The 17930-nt window shown below is 44.9% G+C and carries 12 protein-coding genes and 4 tRNA genes; 14 read left to right on the forward strand and 2 right to left on the reverse strand.

All coding sequences use genetic code 11. The annotated features are described in order from the left end of the window. Positions 1-25: 25 nt before the first annotated feature. The 8 genes from C6Y39_RS09475 (at position 26) to C6Y39_RS09510 (ending at position 5982) form a co-directional block, all read left to right on the forward strand. Positions 26-1525, forward strand: a complete 1500-nt coding sequence (locus tag C6Y39_RS09475) for a TIGR03503 family protein (RefSeq protein ID WP_105931456.1) — start codon at positions 26-28, stop codon at positions 1523-1525. A 215-nt stretch (positions 1526-1740) separates the two neighbouring features. Continuing rightward, positions 1741-1817 (forward strand) — tRNA-Asp (locus tag C6Y39_RS09480). A gap of 30 nt (positions 1818-1847) precedes the next feature. After that, positions 1848-1924, forward strand: a tRNA-Asp gene (locus C6Y39_RS09485). A gap of 30 nt (positions 1925-1954) precedes the next feature. Beyond that, positions 1955-2031: transfer RNA gene (locus tag C6Y39_RS09490), tRNA-Asp, on the forward strand. Between the two features lie 30 nt (positions 2032-2061). Then, positions 2062-2138, forward strand: a tRNA-Asp gene (locus C6Y39_RS09495). Between the two features lie 279 nt (positions 2139-2417). Continuing rightward, entirely contained in the window at positions 2418-3971 is a 1554-nt protein-coding gene (locus C6Y39_RS09500; protein ID WP_105931024.1) for an EAL domain-containing protein, read from the forward strand. Between the two features lie 87 nt (positions 3972-4058). Then, complete coding sequence (gene lolD / locus C6Y39_RS09505; protein WP_105931025.1) at positions 4059-4769, forward strand: lipoprotein-releasing ABC transporter ATP-binding protein LolD; 711 nt, start codon at positions 4059-4061, stop codon at positions 4767-4769. Beyond that, positions 4756-5982, forward strand: a complete 1227-nt coding sequence (locus C6Y39_RS09510; protein ID WP_105931026.1) for a lipoprotein-releasing ABC transporter permease subunit — start codon at positions 4756-4758, stop codon at positions 5980-5982. Before lolD ends, C6Y39_RS09510 begins: the two co-directional genes overlap by 14 nt. A gap of 176 nt (positions 5983-6158) precedes the next feature. Here the strand turns inward: C6Y39_RS09510 and C6Y39_RS09515 are convergent, their stop codons facing one another. Then, a complete protein-coding gene (locus C6Y39_RS09515) occupies positions 6159-7505 on the reverse strand; it encodes a dicarboxylate/amino acid:cation symporter (protein WP_105931027.1) in 1347 nt (448 codons plus the stop codon). Between the two features lie 114 nt (positions 7506-7619). Between C6Y39_RS09515 and C6Y39_RS09520 the strand changes: the two genes are divergently transcribed. Then, complete coding sequence (locus C6Y39_RS09520; RefSeq protein WP_105931028.1) at positions 7620-10169, forward strand: Ig-like domain-containing protein; 2550 nt, start codon at positions 7620-7622, stop codon at positions 10167-10169. A 110-nt stretch (positions 10170-10279) separates the two neighbouring features. On the opposite strand, the gene astB is transcribed toward C6Y39_RS09520, so the two are convergent. Beyond that, positions 10280-11620 carry an N-succinylarginine dihydrolase gene (gene astB, locus C6Y39_RS09525; RefSeq protein WP_105931457.1) on the reverse strand — a complete coding sequence of 447 codons (1341 nt, stop codon included), beginning with the start codon at positions 11618-11620 and terminating at the stop codon, positions 10280-10282. A 396-nt stretch (positions 11621-12016) separates the two neighbouring features. On the opposite strand from astB, the gene topA reads away from it, so the two are divergent. The 5 genes from topA (at position 12017) to fdhD (ending at position 17930) form a co-directional block, all read left to right on the forward strand. After that, positions 12017-14677, forward strand: a complete 2661-nt coding sequence (topA, locus tag C6Y39_RS09530) for a type I DNA topoisomerase (RefSeq protein WP_105931029.1) — start codon at positions 12017-12019, stop codon at positions 14675-14677. Positions 14678-14807: 130 nt separating this feature from the next. Further along, positions 14808-15359: a DUF2058 domain-containing protein gene (locus C6Y39_RS09535; protein WP_105931030.1), complete on the forward strand. Its 552-nt coding sequence runs from the start codon at positions 14808-14810 to the stop codon at positions 15357-15359. 199 nt (positions 15360-15558) lie between these two features. Continuing rightward, positions 15559-16374 (forward strand): leishmanolysin-related zinc metalloendopeptidase, encoded by an 816-nt coding sequence (locus C6Y39_RS09540; RefSeq protein WP_105931031.1) that lies wholly within the window; start codon positions 15559-15561, stop codon positions 16372-16374. 72 nt (positions 16375-16446) lie between these two features. Beyond that, a complete protein-coding gene (mobA, locus tag C6Y39_RS09545; RefSeq protein ID WP_240618856.1) occupies positions 16447-17046 on the forward strand; it encodes a molybdenum cofactor guanylyltransferase in 600 nt (199 codons plus the stop codon). A 65-nt stretch (positions 17047-17111) separates the two neighbouring features. After that, entirely contained in the window at positions 17112-17930 is an 819-nt protein-coding gene (fdhD, locus tag C6Y39_RS09550) for a formate dehydrogenase accessory sulfurtransferase FdhD (protein ID WP_105931458.1), read from the forward strand.

Raw genomic sequence — 17930 nt, forward strand, 5'->3', positions numbered from 1 at the left:
CATTAGAGTGCAGGAGCAGCGTAGCGTGAGAGTGTGGTTTTATTGGGTAATTATTTTAGCATCATTGATTCACTCTATTGCTGCAGCACAGTCTCAAGACGATGAGCGAGACGCTGCGCGCCAGCTTGCTGACAGCGCGCTTCAAACTACTCAAGAAAATAATCAGTCTGTCGACACGTCTGTCCTTACCGAGCTAGGCGACGATTACACTAATTCGATCAAACTCTTACAGAATCGTTTCCGCGTTGACTACAATGTAAAAGAAATCACTATGGTTTTCTTTCGCGAGTATGGCTCGGCCCCTGTCGTTTTAGTTAGACCCGATGGCTCAAAGCTATTTCAAGGCCGTTTCGATGAAGAAAAGGTCCAGTGGTTTGATTCTGATACCTTTGACATGATCACAATTAAAGATCCGGTACCAGGGCCATGGCAGGCAGTCGGCCAAGTGCTACCAGAAAGTCGAGTCATGGTTTTATCGAATATTGAACTTCACGCAGATCCTCTGCCTGAGATACTGTTTGCTGGTGAAATCCTGAAATCAACGGCCTACCTTACCAATAACGGTAAAAAAATTGAGCATAAACAATTCAGAGACGTCGTGGAGCTTGATATTGAGTTTAAAAGTACCAACAACCCTAATTTTGGCAACTTTGGAACTGGAGATCAGACTATCGCCACCTTTCGTGATGATGGGAGGGGAATGGACGAGCGACCTGCCGATGGTATTTTCACTGGGCAATTTAATTTAAAAGTTGCAGCAGGCGAATGGAAACCTGTCTTCAGAGTCAGTACGCCCATGTATACCCGAGAGGAAGAGGGGGCGCCTATCGTGCTTCACGACAACCCTGTGTCAATTAATGTTGAGATGAATGGTGGCGGCGATGGCTATCATAAAATTATTATTGACGTTGATAGGGAACTGGTAGACATCGAATCTTTGTTGGTGGACGGAAAAGTTAAGTTCCCTAATGCAGACATGCAGAACTTCTCTCTTACTGAGGGAGGTAGCGAACCACGAGAGCATCTGATTGTAGCCTACGAAAGAGGCATTTTCCGTGTAAAAGTTACCGCATACGGGGCTACCGTTGATGGAAGAGACTTTATTTTAGATGTGCCTGAATTTAGTTTTGTAGCAGAAGGACCGGTAGAGCCTGAAGTTGAAGACCCGTTAATAAATGGGGAAGACCCGATAGTTGACGGAAGCGCACCTATCATTGCGCCAATGGCCGACAACACAGCGATTGAAGATAATGTAATCGATGAAGATGAAATGGATGAAGGCATCTTAACGCTGTTGTTGGTTGCCGTTAATGGCTCAATTGTTCTTATTGGTGTTATTGCAGCGGTTGTGATTATTGTTGTGCGTAAGAAAAGAAGTACTGCTCAATCAAGTTCAACGACGAAAGCTGCGGTTAAGCAGCCCACACGAACAACTGATGCCGATATTACAATGGAAACACAGCCTAAAGGCTTCAAAAAAATATTGGGCATGTTTAAAAAGAAGAAAAATTCTGACGGCGCTTAGTCAAATCGATTTGTATGAGAGAATGGCCGTCGCTAATTTATCCACATTGAATTTTATTTCGACATAATGCTTATTTAACAGGCAAACAAACCGCAGATGACAATTTTATTAATAAAAAGCGTTGACTCCACATGGGGGAATACGTATTATCTGCGCCGCAGTCAGGGGACAGGGCAACATAAGCCAAGTCAACTTACTGATAACATTGAAGATGTGGAGCGGTAGTTCAGTTGGTTAGAATACCGGCCTGTCACGCCGGGGGTCGCGGGTTCGAGTCCCGTCCGCTCCGCCACTCTTTCAATGGTATAACTAAAAGGTCTTCGGAGCGGTAGTTCAGTTGGTTAGAATACCGGCCTGTCACGCCGGGGGTCGCGGGTTCGAGTCCCGTCCGCTCCGCCATTTAGTTATACAGCGCAATCTCGATTATGTGGAGCGGTAGTTCAGTTGGTTAGAATACCGGCCTGTCACGCCGGGGGTCGCGGGTTCGAGTCCCGTCCGCTCCGCCATTAATCGAAAAAGCGCGCTTCCCATAATGCGGAGCGGTAGTTCAGTTGGTTAGAATACCGGCCTGTCACGCCGGGGGTCGCGGGTTCGAGTCCCGTCCGCTCCGCCATTTTTGGAAGCCTTTAGATATCCTCCTCAGAAATTCCATCGTTATTTTCAAAGCAACAGCCTGTTCCAAAGCAGTAGTCTACGCCCAAAGTTATACTTAATGCTTTGCTCTATACTCCCATTTATTTTTTAATCCAAGCCCTCGTTTATCAAATTCTGCTTTACCGATTTTCTCTCCATTAAAACTGACAAATTAGAAAATAATATGCGCTAAAGTCGTAATGCTTTTTTTCACAGTTGTACTAGAGTTATGCTCTGTATGTTCTAGAAGCAAAGACTTATGACAAAAAGTGAACAAAAACAGTATTTTCTTGCAGATAACTTAAAAGCCATTCTCGTTTCATTAATCAGCGTAGTAGCTGTCACCTTACTGCTTGGCGCTGTTACGTTTCTGTTTGTTCGAGAGCAGGAAGAAAACCGTGCATCAGAGATCCTCAATAATGTGCGCGCTGTTTTTAGAGATGCAGAAATAACATTAGACTACCTCAATGCACTTCCATACGAATCGTGTGGCAAAGACAACCTAGCTGAAATGAGAAAAACGCTGTTTCGCTCTCGCTTTGTAAAAGAAATAGGTTTTTATCAAGACGATTCGCTTGTTTGCAGCACCTATCTGGGCATTTTAGAGGAGCCGCTAGCTACAGATGAGCCTGATTTTTATACCAAACTTGATGATGCGTTTTGGATCAACACGCCGCTGCAGCTTTTTGATAAGCAAGCTACGGGGACTATTGTAAAGCGAGGCCGTTACAATGCTGTGTTAGATATGGATAGTATCCTTGGCTACAGCTACATCCAGGACTGGCAGCTTTTTTACAACGGTGACCAATTTTATCATATGGCTGGAAACCCAGTTTTAGTGGACTCGACACTTAGTCAGCAGGACATGGATGCACGCACTGGATATTTCTCATTACAGTTTATTTTGTGTGATGAACGCTATACCAGTACATGCCTTCAGGTTAAATCTGATCACGGAAGAGTGTTAGATCTTCATCTTGGAAAGCTTGTGCTATTTGTTTTCGTGATGCTAATGACGGCAGCACTCACACATATGATAACGTTTAATTATTTAAGACGAAGACGTTCATTAGAATCAAGAGTGAGTAAAGGGCTGCGAGAACATAAATTTTACTCACTTTATCAACCATTTGTAGACTTACAGTCTGGTAAGGTTATTGGCTGTGAAGTATTAAGCCGTTTTAAAGACGAGTTTGGTCCGATATACCCGGATGAATTTATTCCCCAAATAAAAGAGCAAGACATGACGTGGGAATTTACCGTCGACATGATAACCAAAGCCATGAACGATCTTAACGATAACCCCGATATTCCCGAAGGGTTTAAAGTGTCGTTCAACTTATTTCCGTTCGATTTTACCCGCGACAGTTGCCTTAACTTAGATTTTGTTCTTGATATGAACATTAAAAATTTCAAGTTAGTGTTAGAAATAACCGAAGACGAGCAAATAGCAACGCAAAGCGCAGCAAAACATATTAAGTCACTAAAAAGCAAAGGCTTCCTATTTGCTATTGATGATTTTGGGGTTGGATATTCGAATTTAGGCCAGTTAAAAACATTAAACTGTGATTATCTAAAAATTGATCGAAGTTTTGTCATGGATATGGAAGAAAACAGCATCCGCTCGTCACTTATTCCTCATATTGTCAGTATCGCGGATGGCCTTGATGTAGAGTTGATAGCAGAAGGCGTGGAAAACCTTGAACAGCTTAATGAGCTGAAAGGGTTAAAGATTGGTTTTGGGCAAGGTTGGTTATTCGGTAAGCCACAATCAGTCAATGCACTTGCAAAAACCGTTCAAGAGACCCTCTGACGCGTTTTATGACTGTCATTTTTCGGTTGGTGTTGGTAGTGTTTAGCGCTACCATTAACCGCCTGAAAAACTTAGAAGAACAGTCGCATGCAAGACGTGCTAATTTGCCGCAATATCAATAAAACCTACCAAGACGGTGGCAACGCCACACCCGTTCTACATGATGTCTCTCTCGCGATAAAAGCAGGTGAGCATGTAGCAATATTAGGGAGCTCAGGTTCAGGGAAAAGTACACTTTTGCATATTCTAGGTGGTTTGGATAAACCATCAACCGGTGACGTTGAGTTTAAAGGTAAGGCGCTTAATCAGTTATCAAGTAATGCTTTGGCAAAACTTCGCAACGACGAAATGGGGTTTATTTATCAATTCCATCATTTGCTTGGTGAATTCACAGCTCTGGAAAACGTGGCAATGCCCCTTCGTATCAGAGGTCTTTCATCAAAACATGCTGAAGCTAAAGCGAGAGATATGCTGGAAGAAGTGGGCTTATCACATCGTTTCGACCATTTACCCTCTGCCATGTCTGGCGGTGAGCGCCAACGGGTAGCCATTGCTCGCGCTTTGGTTACAGAGCCTTCTGTTGTTTTAGCTGACGAGCCAACGGGAAACCTTGATGATTCCACTGGGGAGCAAATCTACAAGCTGCTTAAAAACTTGAGTGAAAAAAAAGGTACTGCTTTTGTAGTTGTGACCCATGACATCGCGTTAGCGGGAAAAATGGATAGGGTATTAAAAATAAAAGATGGCCGTCTAGCGAGTGAAGTCATGCCAAAGGAGAGCCATCATGCTCGCCCTTGAACTTGCGCAAAAGTTTAGGAAAACCCGGTCCCAACAGCGCTTTATATCTTTTATCTCGATGTCCTCGACCATTGGCATAGGGCTTGGGTGTTTCGTTTTAATCGTGTTACTTAGCGTGATGAACGGCTTTGAAAAAGAGCTTACCGGCAGAATATTGAGCGTGGTTCCTCACGGTGAAATTTACAGCAAAAGTGAAAGTGGTATCGAAAATCTTGAAGCGCAGTTATATCGCTTTTCTCAGGATAGTCGCTTAGCAAGTGTGACGCCTTATACCGGCCTTACAGGCATGCTTCAGTCGAATGGAGAGCTAAAGGCGATCAGTGTTACCGGTATTCCCGTTGAACAAGTAGCGGATAAATATGCTGAAAGAGTGTCAACGCAAGATTGGCTGAGGTTTAGCCGTCAAAGTAACAGTTTGATTGTTGGAAAAGGAATTTTCTCCTCAATGGGCCTTCAAGTGGGTGATAAAGTGCAGGTTCTCATTCCTCAAACCACGCATGATCTCACATTCAAAGCTCCTCGTTCCATTACGCTTGAAATAGCGGGGGTACTGTCGGTGGGGGGGGAACTCGATAACCAGCTAGGCCTCATGCACCTTGAGACTGCCTCAAATGCCATTGGGATATCATCTAAAGCTCAAGGTCTACAGTTTACGTTGAAGGACCCTTTTTCTGCTTATGACACCATGCGCGATATTGGATACAGCTATCCACAAGCGGTGTATATGTCTGACTGGACACGCACTCAGGGGCATTTATACAGCGATATCCAATTAGTAAGAGCGGTTGTCTATATTGCATTGTCGTTGGTAATAGCCGTTGCATGCTTCAATATCGTCTCGTCTCTGGTCATGGCGGTTAGAGAAAAGCAGGCGTCTATCGCCATTTTAAAAACAATGGGTGCCAGCGACAGCTTAATTCGCAATGCATTTGTACTACAGGGCGTTATAAACGGTTTTATCGGAATAACGGTAGGGGTGACACTTGCGCTTTTAGTCGCGCCTAATCTTTCAGATATTGTACGTGTTATTGAATCAGGGTTGGGCGTGGAAATATTGTCTGGCGACATCTATTTCATCGACTTCTTGCCGTCGAGTCTGCATTGGCAAGATGTTGTTGTGACTATTGTTGTTGCTATGTTCTTGAGCGTAGGGGCTACGCTGTATCCAGCACAGAAGGCTGTAAATATTTCCCCGACTTCTGCGCTTCATTAAAAGTATGAATTGCTTGCACTTTATAGTTTTAGGGGAAAGTTCTTGGCAGCCTCTAGGGACCTAAGGAAGGCTCTCAGGAGAAACGACTTGGCTTCGGTGTTAAGCTATCGATGATTATTTAATTTTAGAAAAGGCCAGCGACGCTGGCCTTATTTAACTAGATTTTCAAACCTCTGCTATTGGTTTTTCTCAAAGTGCTCGAAGTCCACGTCTTCTTGTTTCAATCCCGCTTTCGGATCGTTATAAACACTTTCATCTAGCGCGCCCTCGCTCTTTGCCACTACGCACGACACCATACAATCGCCAGTGATGTTCACCGCGGTGCGGGTCATATCGAGCAGTCTGTCTACACCGATAATAAGGGCAATACCTTCAACGGGCAGGTTTACTTGTTGCAACACCATGGCAAGCATAATAAGCCCCACGCCCGGCACGCCAGCGGTACCAATAGAGGCAAGGGTAGCTGTAAGCACTACCATCATGTAATCGCTCAAACTCAAATCTACAGCATAGACTTGCGCAATGAACACGGTTGCCACACCTTGCATGATGGCAGTGCCATCCATATTAATTGTCGCACCTAGCGGTAGGGTAAACGAAGAGACTGAATTACCTACACCTAGTTTATTCTTTGCAGTTTCCATGGTTACAGGAAGTGTGGCACTGCTACTTGATGTGCTGAAGGCGAAAAGTGCTGCATCTCGCATTTTTCTCATTAATATTAGCGGGTTCAAACCAGCTAGCGCTTTGAGTAATACAGAGTAAGTTACAAGCCCGTGAAGAATAAGCACGCCAAACACCAAGAAGAAATATTTCGCTAAACTCAGTATGGTCTCGCCTCCAATGGTTGAGAAGAGCTTTGCCATTAACACGTATACACCATAAGGCGCCAGGTTCATGATAATAGTAACTAAGCGCATGATAACGGTATTGATGTCTTCAAAAATGGCTGTCAGGCGCTTACCAGCGTCGCCAGTCATTGCCATTGCGATACCAAAGAGTACGGCAAAAACAATAATTTGTAGCATATTGCCTTGCGCCATCGAATTGATCGGGTTGCTTGGGAACATATTAACGATAACGTCAGATAAACTAGGGGCTTCTTTCGCTTCAAACGTTGTTTGTGTTGTTAAATTTAGCCCTTCACCTGGAGACACTACCAAAGCTATACTCATGGCCAGTGTGATAGCGATTGCTGTTGTGACAACATAAAGTCCGACAGACTTTGCACCGAGTCTTCCCAATTTACTTGGGTCAGATAGCGTGCTTGTACCACAGATCAGAGAAACAAAGACAAGCGGAACGACCAACATTTTTAAACTGGCGATAAATATTTGCCCGAGAGTCGAAAATATACCTTCTACAAGAATGTTATACGTTGAGAACTCGAAACCGAATATCGAAAAAGCGAAATCTCCGCTATCATCAAATAACAATTGGAGAAATACACCAGTCAAGATACCGGCAGCCATGCCGATAAAGATACGTGCGGTTAAACTATACTTATGTGCAGTTGAAGACATCAATGTTTCCTGTGCATTTTTATATTTTTAATCTTTCGTAGTGTGCCAGATTCAGTTGATTTTTAAACATAAAAAACGACGCAATTGTCAATAAAAGAGGTTCAGGAACGAATTATGTCGACATTAGCGAGAACGCTAAGCTTAATTAGCGCAATATTTATGCTAACAGCATGTGGTGGAGGCGGTTCGTCAGTCTCTCGGGATGATACGGACAATGGAACCGGAGGCGGCGGTACAACAACCCCAACGTATACGATTTCACTATCCTTAGAGAACGAAAGCGGAACGAGCGATAATAACTTATCAGAAGACAATAGCTTGTTTGCGGTCGCAACGGTGACAGATGAAGACGGTAATCCGTTTGCAGATGCGCTTTTAACGTTCACGCTGAGCAATACTGAACTCGCTGAATTTGGCAACGACACAGGCACAGCCCGCACAAACGCAAATGGTGTAGCAAGGCTTCGCCTTAATGCTAGCACTGCGTCTGGAGATGGTGAGATTACTGCAGCATTGAGTTCAGGGGAAACCGGAAGAACAACATTTTCCGCCACCGCGGTAAATACTGTAGACCCAACATCGATTGCCGTGGCGTTAACATTGCAGAACGCAGCGGGAGAAACCGACAATAGCTTATCAACAAACAATGCATTGGTAGCGGTAGCCACGGTTACTAACTCTCAAGGTGAACCCCAAGCAGATCTTCTCCTTACCTTTTCATTAAGCAACGACGACTTAGCCACTTTCTCTAATGACACGGCAACAGCATTGACTAACGAGGATGGCGTAGCCACTATCGGTATGGCGGTAGGCAGTGCGTCAGGTGACGGTCAAGTAACCGCCACATTACCCACAGGTGAGAGTGATTCTACGACATTCAGCTCGACAGGAAGTACAACAGTTAGCGAAGAGCCTGCCTCCTTGGAACTTTTCGCTGACAGCATTCAACTTGCCTCGAGCGGTAGCGATGAAGTGGAGCTTATTGCGCTGGTCAAAAATGAACAAAGCGTATTAATGGAAGGTGTTGAAGTGAGTTTTTCTGCGGCAACAGGAGACGGTGTTGAGCTTCAATTAATTCAACCTGAAACCGCAGCGGATGGTACTGCGAGGGCTGTACTTACATCGCAAAACGACAAATCAAACCGTACCATCACCATTACAGCAGGTGCTGGGAGTCTTACGCAAACTGTTGATATCACGATTGCCGGTACAGAGGTAACAATCAACGGAGCATCATCAGTAATACTTAATAACAGTGTCGACTACACAATTCGCGTACAGGACTCGGACGGTACTTTGATACTCAATCAAAATGTTGTGCTCAGTGCTGTTAATGGTTCATTGAGCAGTACTACGGTAAATACAGGTGCGAATGGTCAAGCTACCGTTACCTATACGGCTTCGACTTCAGGTCAAGACACGATTACGGCATCAGCACTCAATGCTGAAACAAGCTTTACGGTGCAGGTTCAGCAAGACGAATTTAACTTTGTTGATTTGCCCGAAGAAGAGGTGCCATTGGGACAATCGCAAACCATTACCGTGCAATGGCGGCAGAACAATACGCCTGTGGTTGGTCGAGACGTGACATTTAGTGCTTCTCGCGGTCAAATTGCTGGCGATGCTACGGTAACGACCGATGCAAATGGCCAAGCAAGTATTGATATCAGCGCAAATAATGCTGGTATTTCAGCAATCACAGCGTCTGCCAATGACGGAAGCGGCAATGTTTTGGTCTCCGCGCTAACGCAAATTGAGTTTATTGCCACGACACCGCATACACTTATCGCCGATGCATCACCTGATATTCTTGGCCCTGACGGTCAAACCAGCACAATTAGCGCTGTTGTTCGAGATGTAAATGGTAACCTGGTCAAAAATAGTGTGATTAACTTTACTGTCTCTGACGTGTCTACCGGTTTTGTATCACCGTCTCAGGCAACGACAGATAGTAAAGGGATTGCAACAACCGTATTTACATCGGGCTCGGTTTCGACCTTGGAATCTGTCGCTATAACTGCTTTTGTTGCCGATGATCAAGCTATTGCAGACCAAGTAACGTTAACTGTCGGTGCCCGCGCGTTTGATATCTCTCTAGGTACAGGTAATGAGATTGAAGAGCCCACTTCTACATCGTACCTAAAACGTTTTGGTGTTTTTGTGTCCGACTCAGCTGGACAACCAGTCAGTGGTGTGAATCTTACCGCGTCTGTCACTCCGGCGAAATACGTTAATAACGGTGAGTATCGAACAGGGTTTTGGGTCTACAATGACGATGAATCCCAGTGGATTGCGATAGTAAATCAGAACTGTCTTACCGAAGACATAAACGATAACGGCATATTAGATACAACACCAACTGATGAAGATACCAATGGTGACGGGATGCTTACTCCGGGATTAGTGGGAACAATAACCTTTTCCAACGGCAACGCTGTTACAGACGAAAATGGTTATGCCGAATTAGAGTATCGTTACCCAAGCAGCTATGCAGTTTGGTACGATGCCGTAATTTCCGTTTTCGGCCAGTCTACTGGAAGTGAGGCGCAAGCCTCAATGAATTACACCTTAGATATATCAGCCGACGACGTGACTGATGAAGGAGCGGCGCCGCCAGCTAACCCGTTTGGTGTTACTGACCAATGTACATTGGTTAACCCCTAGCAAATAAGCGATAGTCAAAAAAGCCGGCGTTATGCCGGCTTTATATTTTTTGGTGAACCCCCTTATATAGCGTTCACGCTTTAATGAGCGTTCACGACTGAGTCCCGTACTTACCCTTGCTGGAAAGGATAAACCGATCCAATTTTAAGAATCTGAGTCAACTCATCAAGCGCTGTGCGAGATTCAATAAGCAACTGCGGATCACGCAAATCATTTTCGGTAAGTTCGTCACGATAGTGTTTATCTACCCACGCGTTTAAGCGTGCGAACTGCGTATCGTTAAATAACGTATTTTGGTTTACCGCAGCAAGCTCTTGATCGTTCATCGCAACGCGCAAGCGCAAGCAAGCAGGGCCGCCACCGTTACGCATGCTCTGTTTCACATCGAAATAGTTTACAGACTTAATTGGGGTTCCCAATGTAACCAGTTTGTCCAGATAGCGACTAACCGCTTCGTTTTCCTGACACTCCGTTGGCGCGATAATGGTCATATCGCCACTGGGGAGCGTGATGATTTGCGTATTAAACAAGTAGGTTTTAACCGCATCTAATACTGAGACTTCATCCGTTGGCACCTCAATGAAATGCAATGGTTCATCACCAAATTTTGCCTGGAGTTCTTTTAGGCCCGCTTCTTTTTGGAAAAAAGCCTGTTCGTGGAAAAACAAGACATTCTGATTACCCACCGCGATAACATCATTGTGGAATACACCCTGGTCAATAACGTCAGGGTTTTGTTGCATGTAAACTACACCGTCGTCGTCAAGACCGTGTAAGCGTGCAACAGCCTGGCAAGCCTCTAGCGTTTGGCGAGCAGGGTATTTTTTCGGTGCAGGTTTACTGGTATCAAACGCATGACGGCCATAAACAAACAGCTCAACGCCCGCTTGGCCATAGTTGCTGCAAAGACGCGTATGGTTTGCAGCGCCCTCGTCACCAAAATGTTCATTGTCAGGAAGGTGCTGGTGATGGGCAAAGTACTTTTCATTGGCAAAGGTGCCGCGCAGAATGTTTCCCGTAACTTGGGGCTCTAAAGAGCGGTGAAACTTGTTGGTCAAGTTTGCAGGGGTAAAGTGAACACGTCCATCGGCTGTATCGGCGCTAGGAGACACAGTAGCGGCATTTGCAGTCCACATGCTACTAGCAGAGCAGCAGGCAAGAAAAATCTCGCGAGACTGCTTTGCAGCGCTTTCTAGTACTCTTGCATCACTCCCCGTAAAGCCTAAACGACGAAGTGCCGCAATATCTGGTCGCTCTTGTGGCGCTAAGACACCTTGCATCATGCCCATGTCGGCAAGGGCTTTGGCTTTAGCCAAACCTTGCTTTGCAGCTTGTTTTGGGCTGCTTACCGCATTGGCATTATTCAGTGAAGCAACATTGCCGAAGGATAAACCGGCATAGTTGTGGGTAGGGCCTACTAGACCGTCAAAGTTAACTTCAAACTGCTTCATACTTTCCCTCATTCTAGGTGTGTTACCGGTTGACTCATATGCTAACTTTAATACTCGTGCGACCTTGATTTTTTCATCATCGGTCACACTTGAGCTCGCAGTAGAGAGTAAAGCGATACACTTCTTATCACCTGAAAACGTTGTCAGGCTAGGTTGGAATGGCTCGCATTATACGGCTTTTAAAGCCAATGCCAATCGCGGTGGTTATTTAATGTACAGAATCTGCGTGCAATTAGAGCGATGAAAAGAATAAGTATGAAGAAGATCTTGTTTTCCATTCACTTTGTAGATATATGTTAAAAAAGAGCGGGTACCCTATATATAGTGCAAGGTTGCTCCAATTTTCAGAATTTGACGTAAATAGTCATTAAAAATCAATAGGTTTAGTTCAATTATATGGCAAAATCACTGGTCATAGTCGAGTCACCAGCCAAAGCAAAAACGATAAATAAATATCTTGGTAAAGATTTTATCGTAAAAAGTTCGGTTGGCCACGTGCGAGATCTTCCGACGAAGGCGTTAGGCAAAGTAGAGCCTAAAAAACCGGCTAAAGAACTCAAAACTTTAAGCGAAGAAGCGCGTCAAGAATACCTTCGCCGCCACGAATATTTAAAGCTTGTAGACAGGATGGGTGTGGATCCAGAGAAAGACTGGAAGGCCCACTACCAAGTGCTGCAAGGTAAAGAAAAGGTTGTTAACGAGCTTAAAAAGCTTGCTAAAGACGCCGATACTATCTATCTCGCAACCGATTTGGATCGCGAGGGAGAAGCAATTGCATGGCATCTACAAGAGCTGCTTGGCACTAAAGGCAAAACGTATCAGCGAGTGGTGTTTAACGAGATCACTAAAAACGCTATTCAGGATGCATTCTCAGCGCCAGGCGAGTTAAATATTTCTCGTGTAAATGCACAGCAGGCTCGTCGATTCTTAGACCGCGTAGTGGGCTTTATGGTGTCGCCATTACTGTGGAAGAAGATTGCTCGCGGTCTTTCAGCTGGCCGTGTTCAATCGGTCGCCGTGCGATTAGTGGTAGAGCGCGAACGAGAGATCAAAGCTTTCGTCCCTGAAGAGTTCTGGGATGTTCACGCTGATCTAACCAGTCAGGAAAAAGCGGCACTTCGCATGCTCGTTGCCAAATATCAGGGCGACGGCTTCAAACCAAAAAATAAAGCGCAAGCCGACAAGGCATTGGCTGATTTAGAAAATGCAAAATTCACGGTAGAAAGCCGCGAATCTAAGCCAACGCAGAGCCGTCCATCAGCGCCGTTTATTACGTCAACACTGCAGCAGGCAGCAAGTACTCGACTAGGTTTTGGTGTTAAGAAAACCATGATGATGGCGCAGCGTCTTTACGAGGCGGGTTACATCACTTACATGCGTACTGACTCAACTAACCTTAGTAAAGAGGCGGTTGAAAGCGCAAGAGCGTATATTACAGATAAGTTTGGCGATAAATATTTGCCAGATTCACCAATTCGCTACGGCAGCAAAGAAGGCGCACAGGAAGCACACGAAGCTATTCGTCCTTCTAACGTAAATATCAGTGCGGCGAGCCTTGGTGATATGGAGCGCGATGCGCAGCGTTTGTACGAACTTATATGGCGTCAATTTTTGGCTTGCCAAATGACACCTGCAAAATATGACGCCACCACCATTAAAGTTGCGGCAGGCGACTATGAGCTTACTGCGAAAGGCCGTGTGCTTAAATTTGATGGTTGGACTCGTGTGCAGCCACAGCTTCGCAAAAAAGGCGATGAAGAACTAATGTTGCCAGATGTGCAGAAAGGCGATGTGCTTGACTTAAAAGCACTTGATCCTAAGCAGCATTTCACAAAGCCAGTGGCACGATTTAACGAAGCGTCCTTGGTAAAAGAGCTCGAAAAACGAGGCATTGGTCGTCCTTCAACGTATGCAAGTATCATCTCTACCATACAAGACCGTGGTTATGTACGTTTAGAGAATAAACGTTTCTATGCCGAGAAGATGGGGGAGATTGTTAACGATCGTCTGATGGAAAACTTCGATGATTTGATGAGCTATGATTTTACTGCCAACATGGAGCAACATCTCGATGATATTGCTGAAGGCAACAAGGACTGGAAAGACGTACTCAACGAATTCTACAGTGGCTTCTACGGTAAGCTGTTAAACGCTGAGAAAGACCCGGAAGAAGGCGGTATGCGCCTAAATCAGGCGATACCTGCGGGTATAGATTGTGACAAGTGCGGTCGAGAAATGAACGTAAGAACCGCATCGACGGGCGTGTTCCTGGGTTGTTCAGGTTACAACTTGCCGCCTAAAGAGCGCTGCACAAACACCATGAATTTAACGCCTGGCGATGAAGTGGTGAAGGTGGACGACGAGGAAGAGCTTGAAACAGAAGCGCTTCGCTCTAAAAAGCGTTGCCCGAAGTGCGGTACGGCTATGGACAGTTACTTGGTCGATGAAACCCGCAAGCTTCACGTATGCGGTAACACGCCCACGTGTGATGGCACCTTGGTTGAAACCGGCACATTTAAGATAAAAGGCTATGACGGCCCCATTATCGAGTGTGACAAGTGCGGCAGCGATATGGAGCTTAAAAACGGGCGATTCGGTAAGTACTTTGGCTGTACTAACGAAGAGTGTAAAAACACCCGCAAGCTGCTTAGAAACGGCGAAGCTGCGCCTCCAAAAGAAGATCCAGTGGATTTGCCTGAGCTTCCATGTGAAAAGTCAGACGCCCACTTTATGTTACGTGATGGCGCTTCAGGCATTTTCTTGGCGGCCCATAACTTCCCTAAGTCGCGAGAGACTCGCGCGCCGAAAGTGGAAGAACTTGCACGGTTTAGAGACAGAATTTCGCCGAAGTTCTATTATCTTGCTGATGCACCAAAAACAGATCCGGACGGAAACCCTGCAATAGTACGCTACAGCAGAAAGACCAAGCAGCAATACGTAATGTCTGAAAATGACAGCGGTAAGGCAACTGGATGGTCAGCCTGGTACGACAACGGGAAATGGCAAGAACAGGCGGCGAAAGCACCAGCGGCTAAGTCAAAAGCGAAGAAAAAGTAACGCATAGTGAAGGTAAATGCATTGCCTCAAGCGTAAAATATAAGCCCGAATTTTTCGGGCTTATTACGTATTAGCCATTATTTTGATGCGTTTAGACGTGAAATTTAGAATCTATTAATGAGAGTTGATTATGTCCTCTTTACAAGACCAACTTTTAAAAGCCGGTTTGGCGGATAAAAGTTCTGCAAAGCAAGCTCGTGCAGACAAGCGCAAGAAGCAAAAGCAAAAAAATAAACAGAAACAGCCGGTACTTGATGAAGCAACCTTAGCGGCTCAACAGGCTGCCGAAGAGAAAAAAGCGCGATCTCGTGAGTTAAATCAATTGCAGCAGCAAGAGCGTGAGAAGCGCTCAATTGTGGCCCAAGTTAGACAGCTTATCACGGCGAATAAACAACCTAGAGACGGTGACGTTGTTTTGAACTTTACTCACGATAACGTGGTAAAGCGTATGTATGTGAGCGAGTCCATTCACAAGCAAGTGACCAAAGGTCGCTTGGCTATTGTCTTGTTAGACGATGCCTATGAGCTCGTACCCATGCCTGTTGCTGACAAAATTGCTCAGCGTGACGAAGCGTCAGTCATTTATCGTGCTGATTTAGATAAAAGCGGCACTGATGGCAAAGATGAGGCTGAAGATGATTGGTATGCTGACTACGAAATTCCTGACGATTTAACTTGGTAGTCCACTTCTAAATGCGTCGGCGCAGCACTAATCTTATAGAGTTGCGTTGACGTACCTGTGTTGTTCGCAAATAGCGCTCGTCATTTATCCTTCTGATGTTACAATTTTTCAAGTATTTTAAAACGGAACACGCAAGCTGCTTCAACATTCTTGAACTATAGTTATACATCTTCACGTTTGCTGATTCAGGAGTCATACTATGGGCGGCGCAGGTAAATTAGTGTTAGCTATTACTTTTGCTCTATTCTTATCTACTTCTGCAAAAGCAGGTTTATTTAGTATTTCAATCAATAACCTGGGCGGATTAACACCATCACAATCCAGTATTTTTAATGATGCTATAGAATATTGGGAATCATATCTTACAGGGGTTCAAAGCACATTTGATCATAGTATTCTTATTGACGCGAGCGGCGTGTCCATTGATGGGACGGGAGGGATCCTTGGTCAAGCTGGACCTACTGCAATAACGCAATTAGGCGATAGTCCTTTCGTTTATGCAAATAGAGGACGAATGCGGTTTGATACTGCTGATTTGAGGAGCCTCGAAAATCGTGGGCGCCTTTTTGACGTTATCGTTCACGAAATGGCCCATGTGATAGGGTTTGGAACGCTCTGGACGACAGACTTTTTTATCGCGGGTAGTCAGTCGAACTATGTAAATGGGTCTGGGCGCTATACTGGAGAATATGCTTTAAAAATTTATCGCCGTGAGTTTGTTGAAAACGCTGAATTTATCCCTGTCGAACTTGGTGGCGGAGCGGGCACTGCCAACAGTCATTGGGACGAACCTTGGCCTGGTGGTTCATCGGACTTAATGACCGGATATTTGGGGCCGTATCCAATTACCTTAAGTGACACCACAGTAGCGTCGTTTGCTGATATTGGTTATTACACCACAGTAACTCATGCTGTAAGTGAGGCCGCGACGGTTTGGATATTTCTCTTTTCTGTGGGTTTAGTGGCTATGAGAAGTAACTCAGGAAGGCAGCGGCGCTTTTTCAACTACGTTTAATTTGCATTAAGCGCGCCCTATAATTTATTTCAAAGACGAAATTCTTTATAACCCAAGAAAATGGAGATAGGTATGTTATATGGGGTTGTGCTAGCAGGTGGTGCATCTCGACGCATGGGGCAGGACAAAGCGCTGATGCAATTTCAGGGGCGTACTTTAATAACACATGCTTCGCATTTGCTTGAGGCCGCGGGGTGTAAAAGCGTACTAGTAAGTCGTAATGAAGCGGGGCACGTCATTGATAAAATCGAAAACGCCGGGCCGCTTGGAGGTGTTCACGCCGCCGTTTGTGAAATATTAAAAAACGCGCCATGTAAAACCATGAAAAATGGGGAAGAGGAAACGCTCAAGCGTGAACTTTTGGTTTTGCCAGTCGATATGCCTAAAATGACATCACAGTTACTTAATCAATTAGTTTCACTAGGAAGGCAAAATGAACGGGCTTGTTTCGTTGAAAACCGCTTTCTCCCTTTCTATTTACCGATTAGCAGCAACACACAAGAGGTGTTAAATGATTATCTTGTTAACCAAGGTAAAAGGCGGGTTATTGGTTTTCTAGAGCACGTAAATGCGTTAGCGCTTTCTTCATCAAGTGTTGAAAATGAAGCGCAATGGCTTAATGTTAATACACCAAACGATTGGCCTAAAAACAAACCACATCCTTCTTTGTGAGCGAAAAGTGTCAACAAGAAAATCCTCAACAAAAAAACGTTTTAGCTAAACATGTCAGTACATCTGTGGCGGTCAAAAACGAAAATAAGAATGAAAGCAAAGGTGAACGCGCTGACAAAACGCAAGCAGTGATTATTCAATATAGTGCAGATAGCGAAGGGTTTATACTTGCTGAAGAAGTTGCGCTTAGTATTAGCTATAACGGCATAAATTACGCAGTAATGTTAGTGTCTCCTTACGATATCGAGGATTTTATTATTGGCTTTAGCTTGTCCAATGACATTATTGAGCACACCAGGCAGCTTTATAATATCGAAGTCTCTTATCATCAAGAGCATATTAACGCGGAAGTCGAAATAGCAAATAAGTCGTTTTGGAAACTGAAAGAAAAGAAACGTCAGCTAACTGGTGCGTCAGGCTGTGGTTTATGCGGTATTGAAGCGCTCGAAAATGCACTACCGTCACTGGTACCTGTGGACAGTGCAGCATTGCCTTCAGCTAACTGGTTTAAAGGCTTGCGAATTGCTATAGAAAAATCTCAGCGCCTCGCCCAAAAAAGTGGCGCTGTTCATGCGGCTTTATATTTTGATAAAGATCGAAATGTCATAGCATGTAGAGAAGATATAGGGCGGCATAATGCCTTTGACAAGCTTATTGGGGCTATTGCATCGAAGGGTTATTACAATACCGAGAACATTGCGGTTTTAACTAGCCGTTGCAGCCTTGAACTCGTTCAAAAAGCAATTAGAGCAAAGCTTGCGTTATTAGTAACACTGTCTGCACCAACGGCTCTTTCAGTAAAATGGGCGAATCGACATGGTGTAACCCTTATCCATGTACCCAAGCACGATGCTCCCCGAGCATTCGTGCCAGGCGCGTCTTAG

It is taken from the genome of Alteromonas gracilis (assembly GCF_002993325.1).
In the GTDB taxonomy this organism is placed as follows: Bacteria; Pseudomonadota; Gammaproteobacteria; order Enterobacterales; family Alteromonadaceae; genus Alteromonas; species Alteromonas gracilis.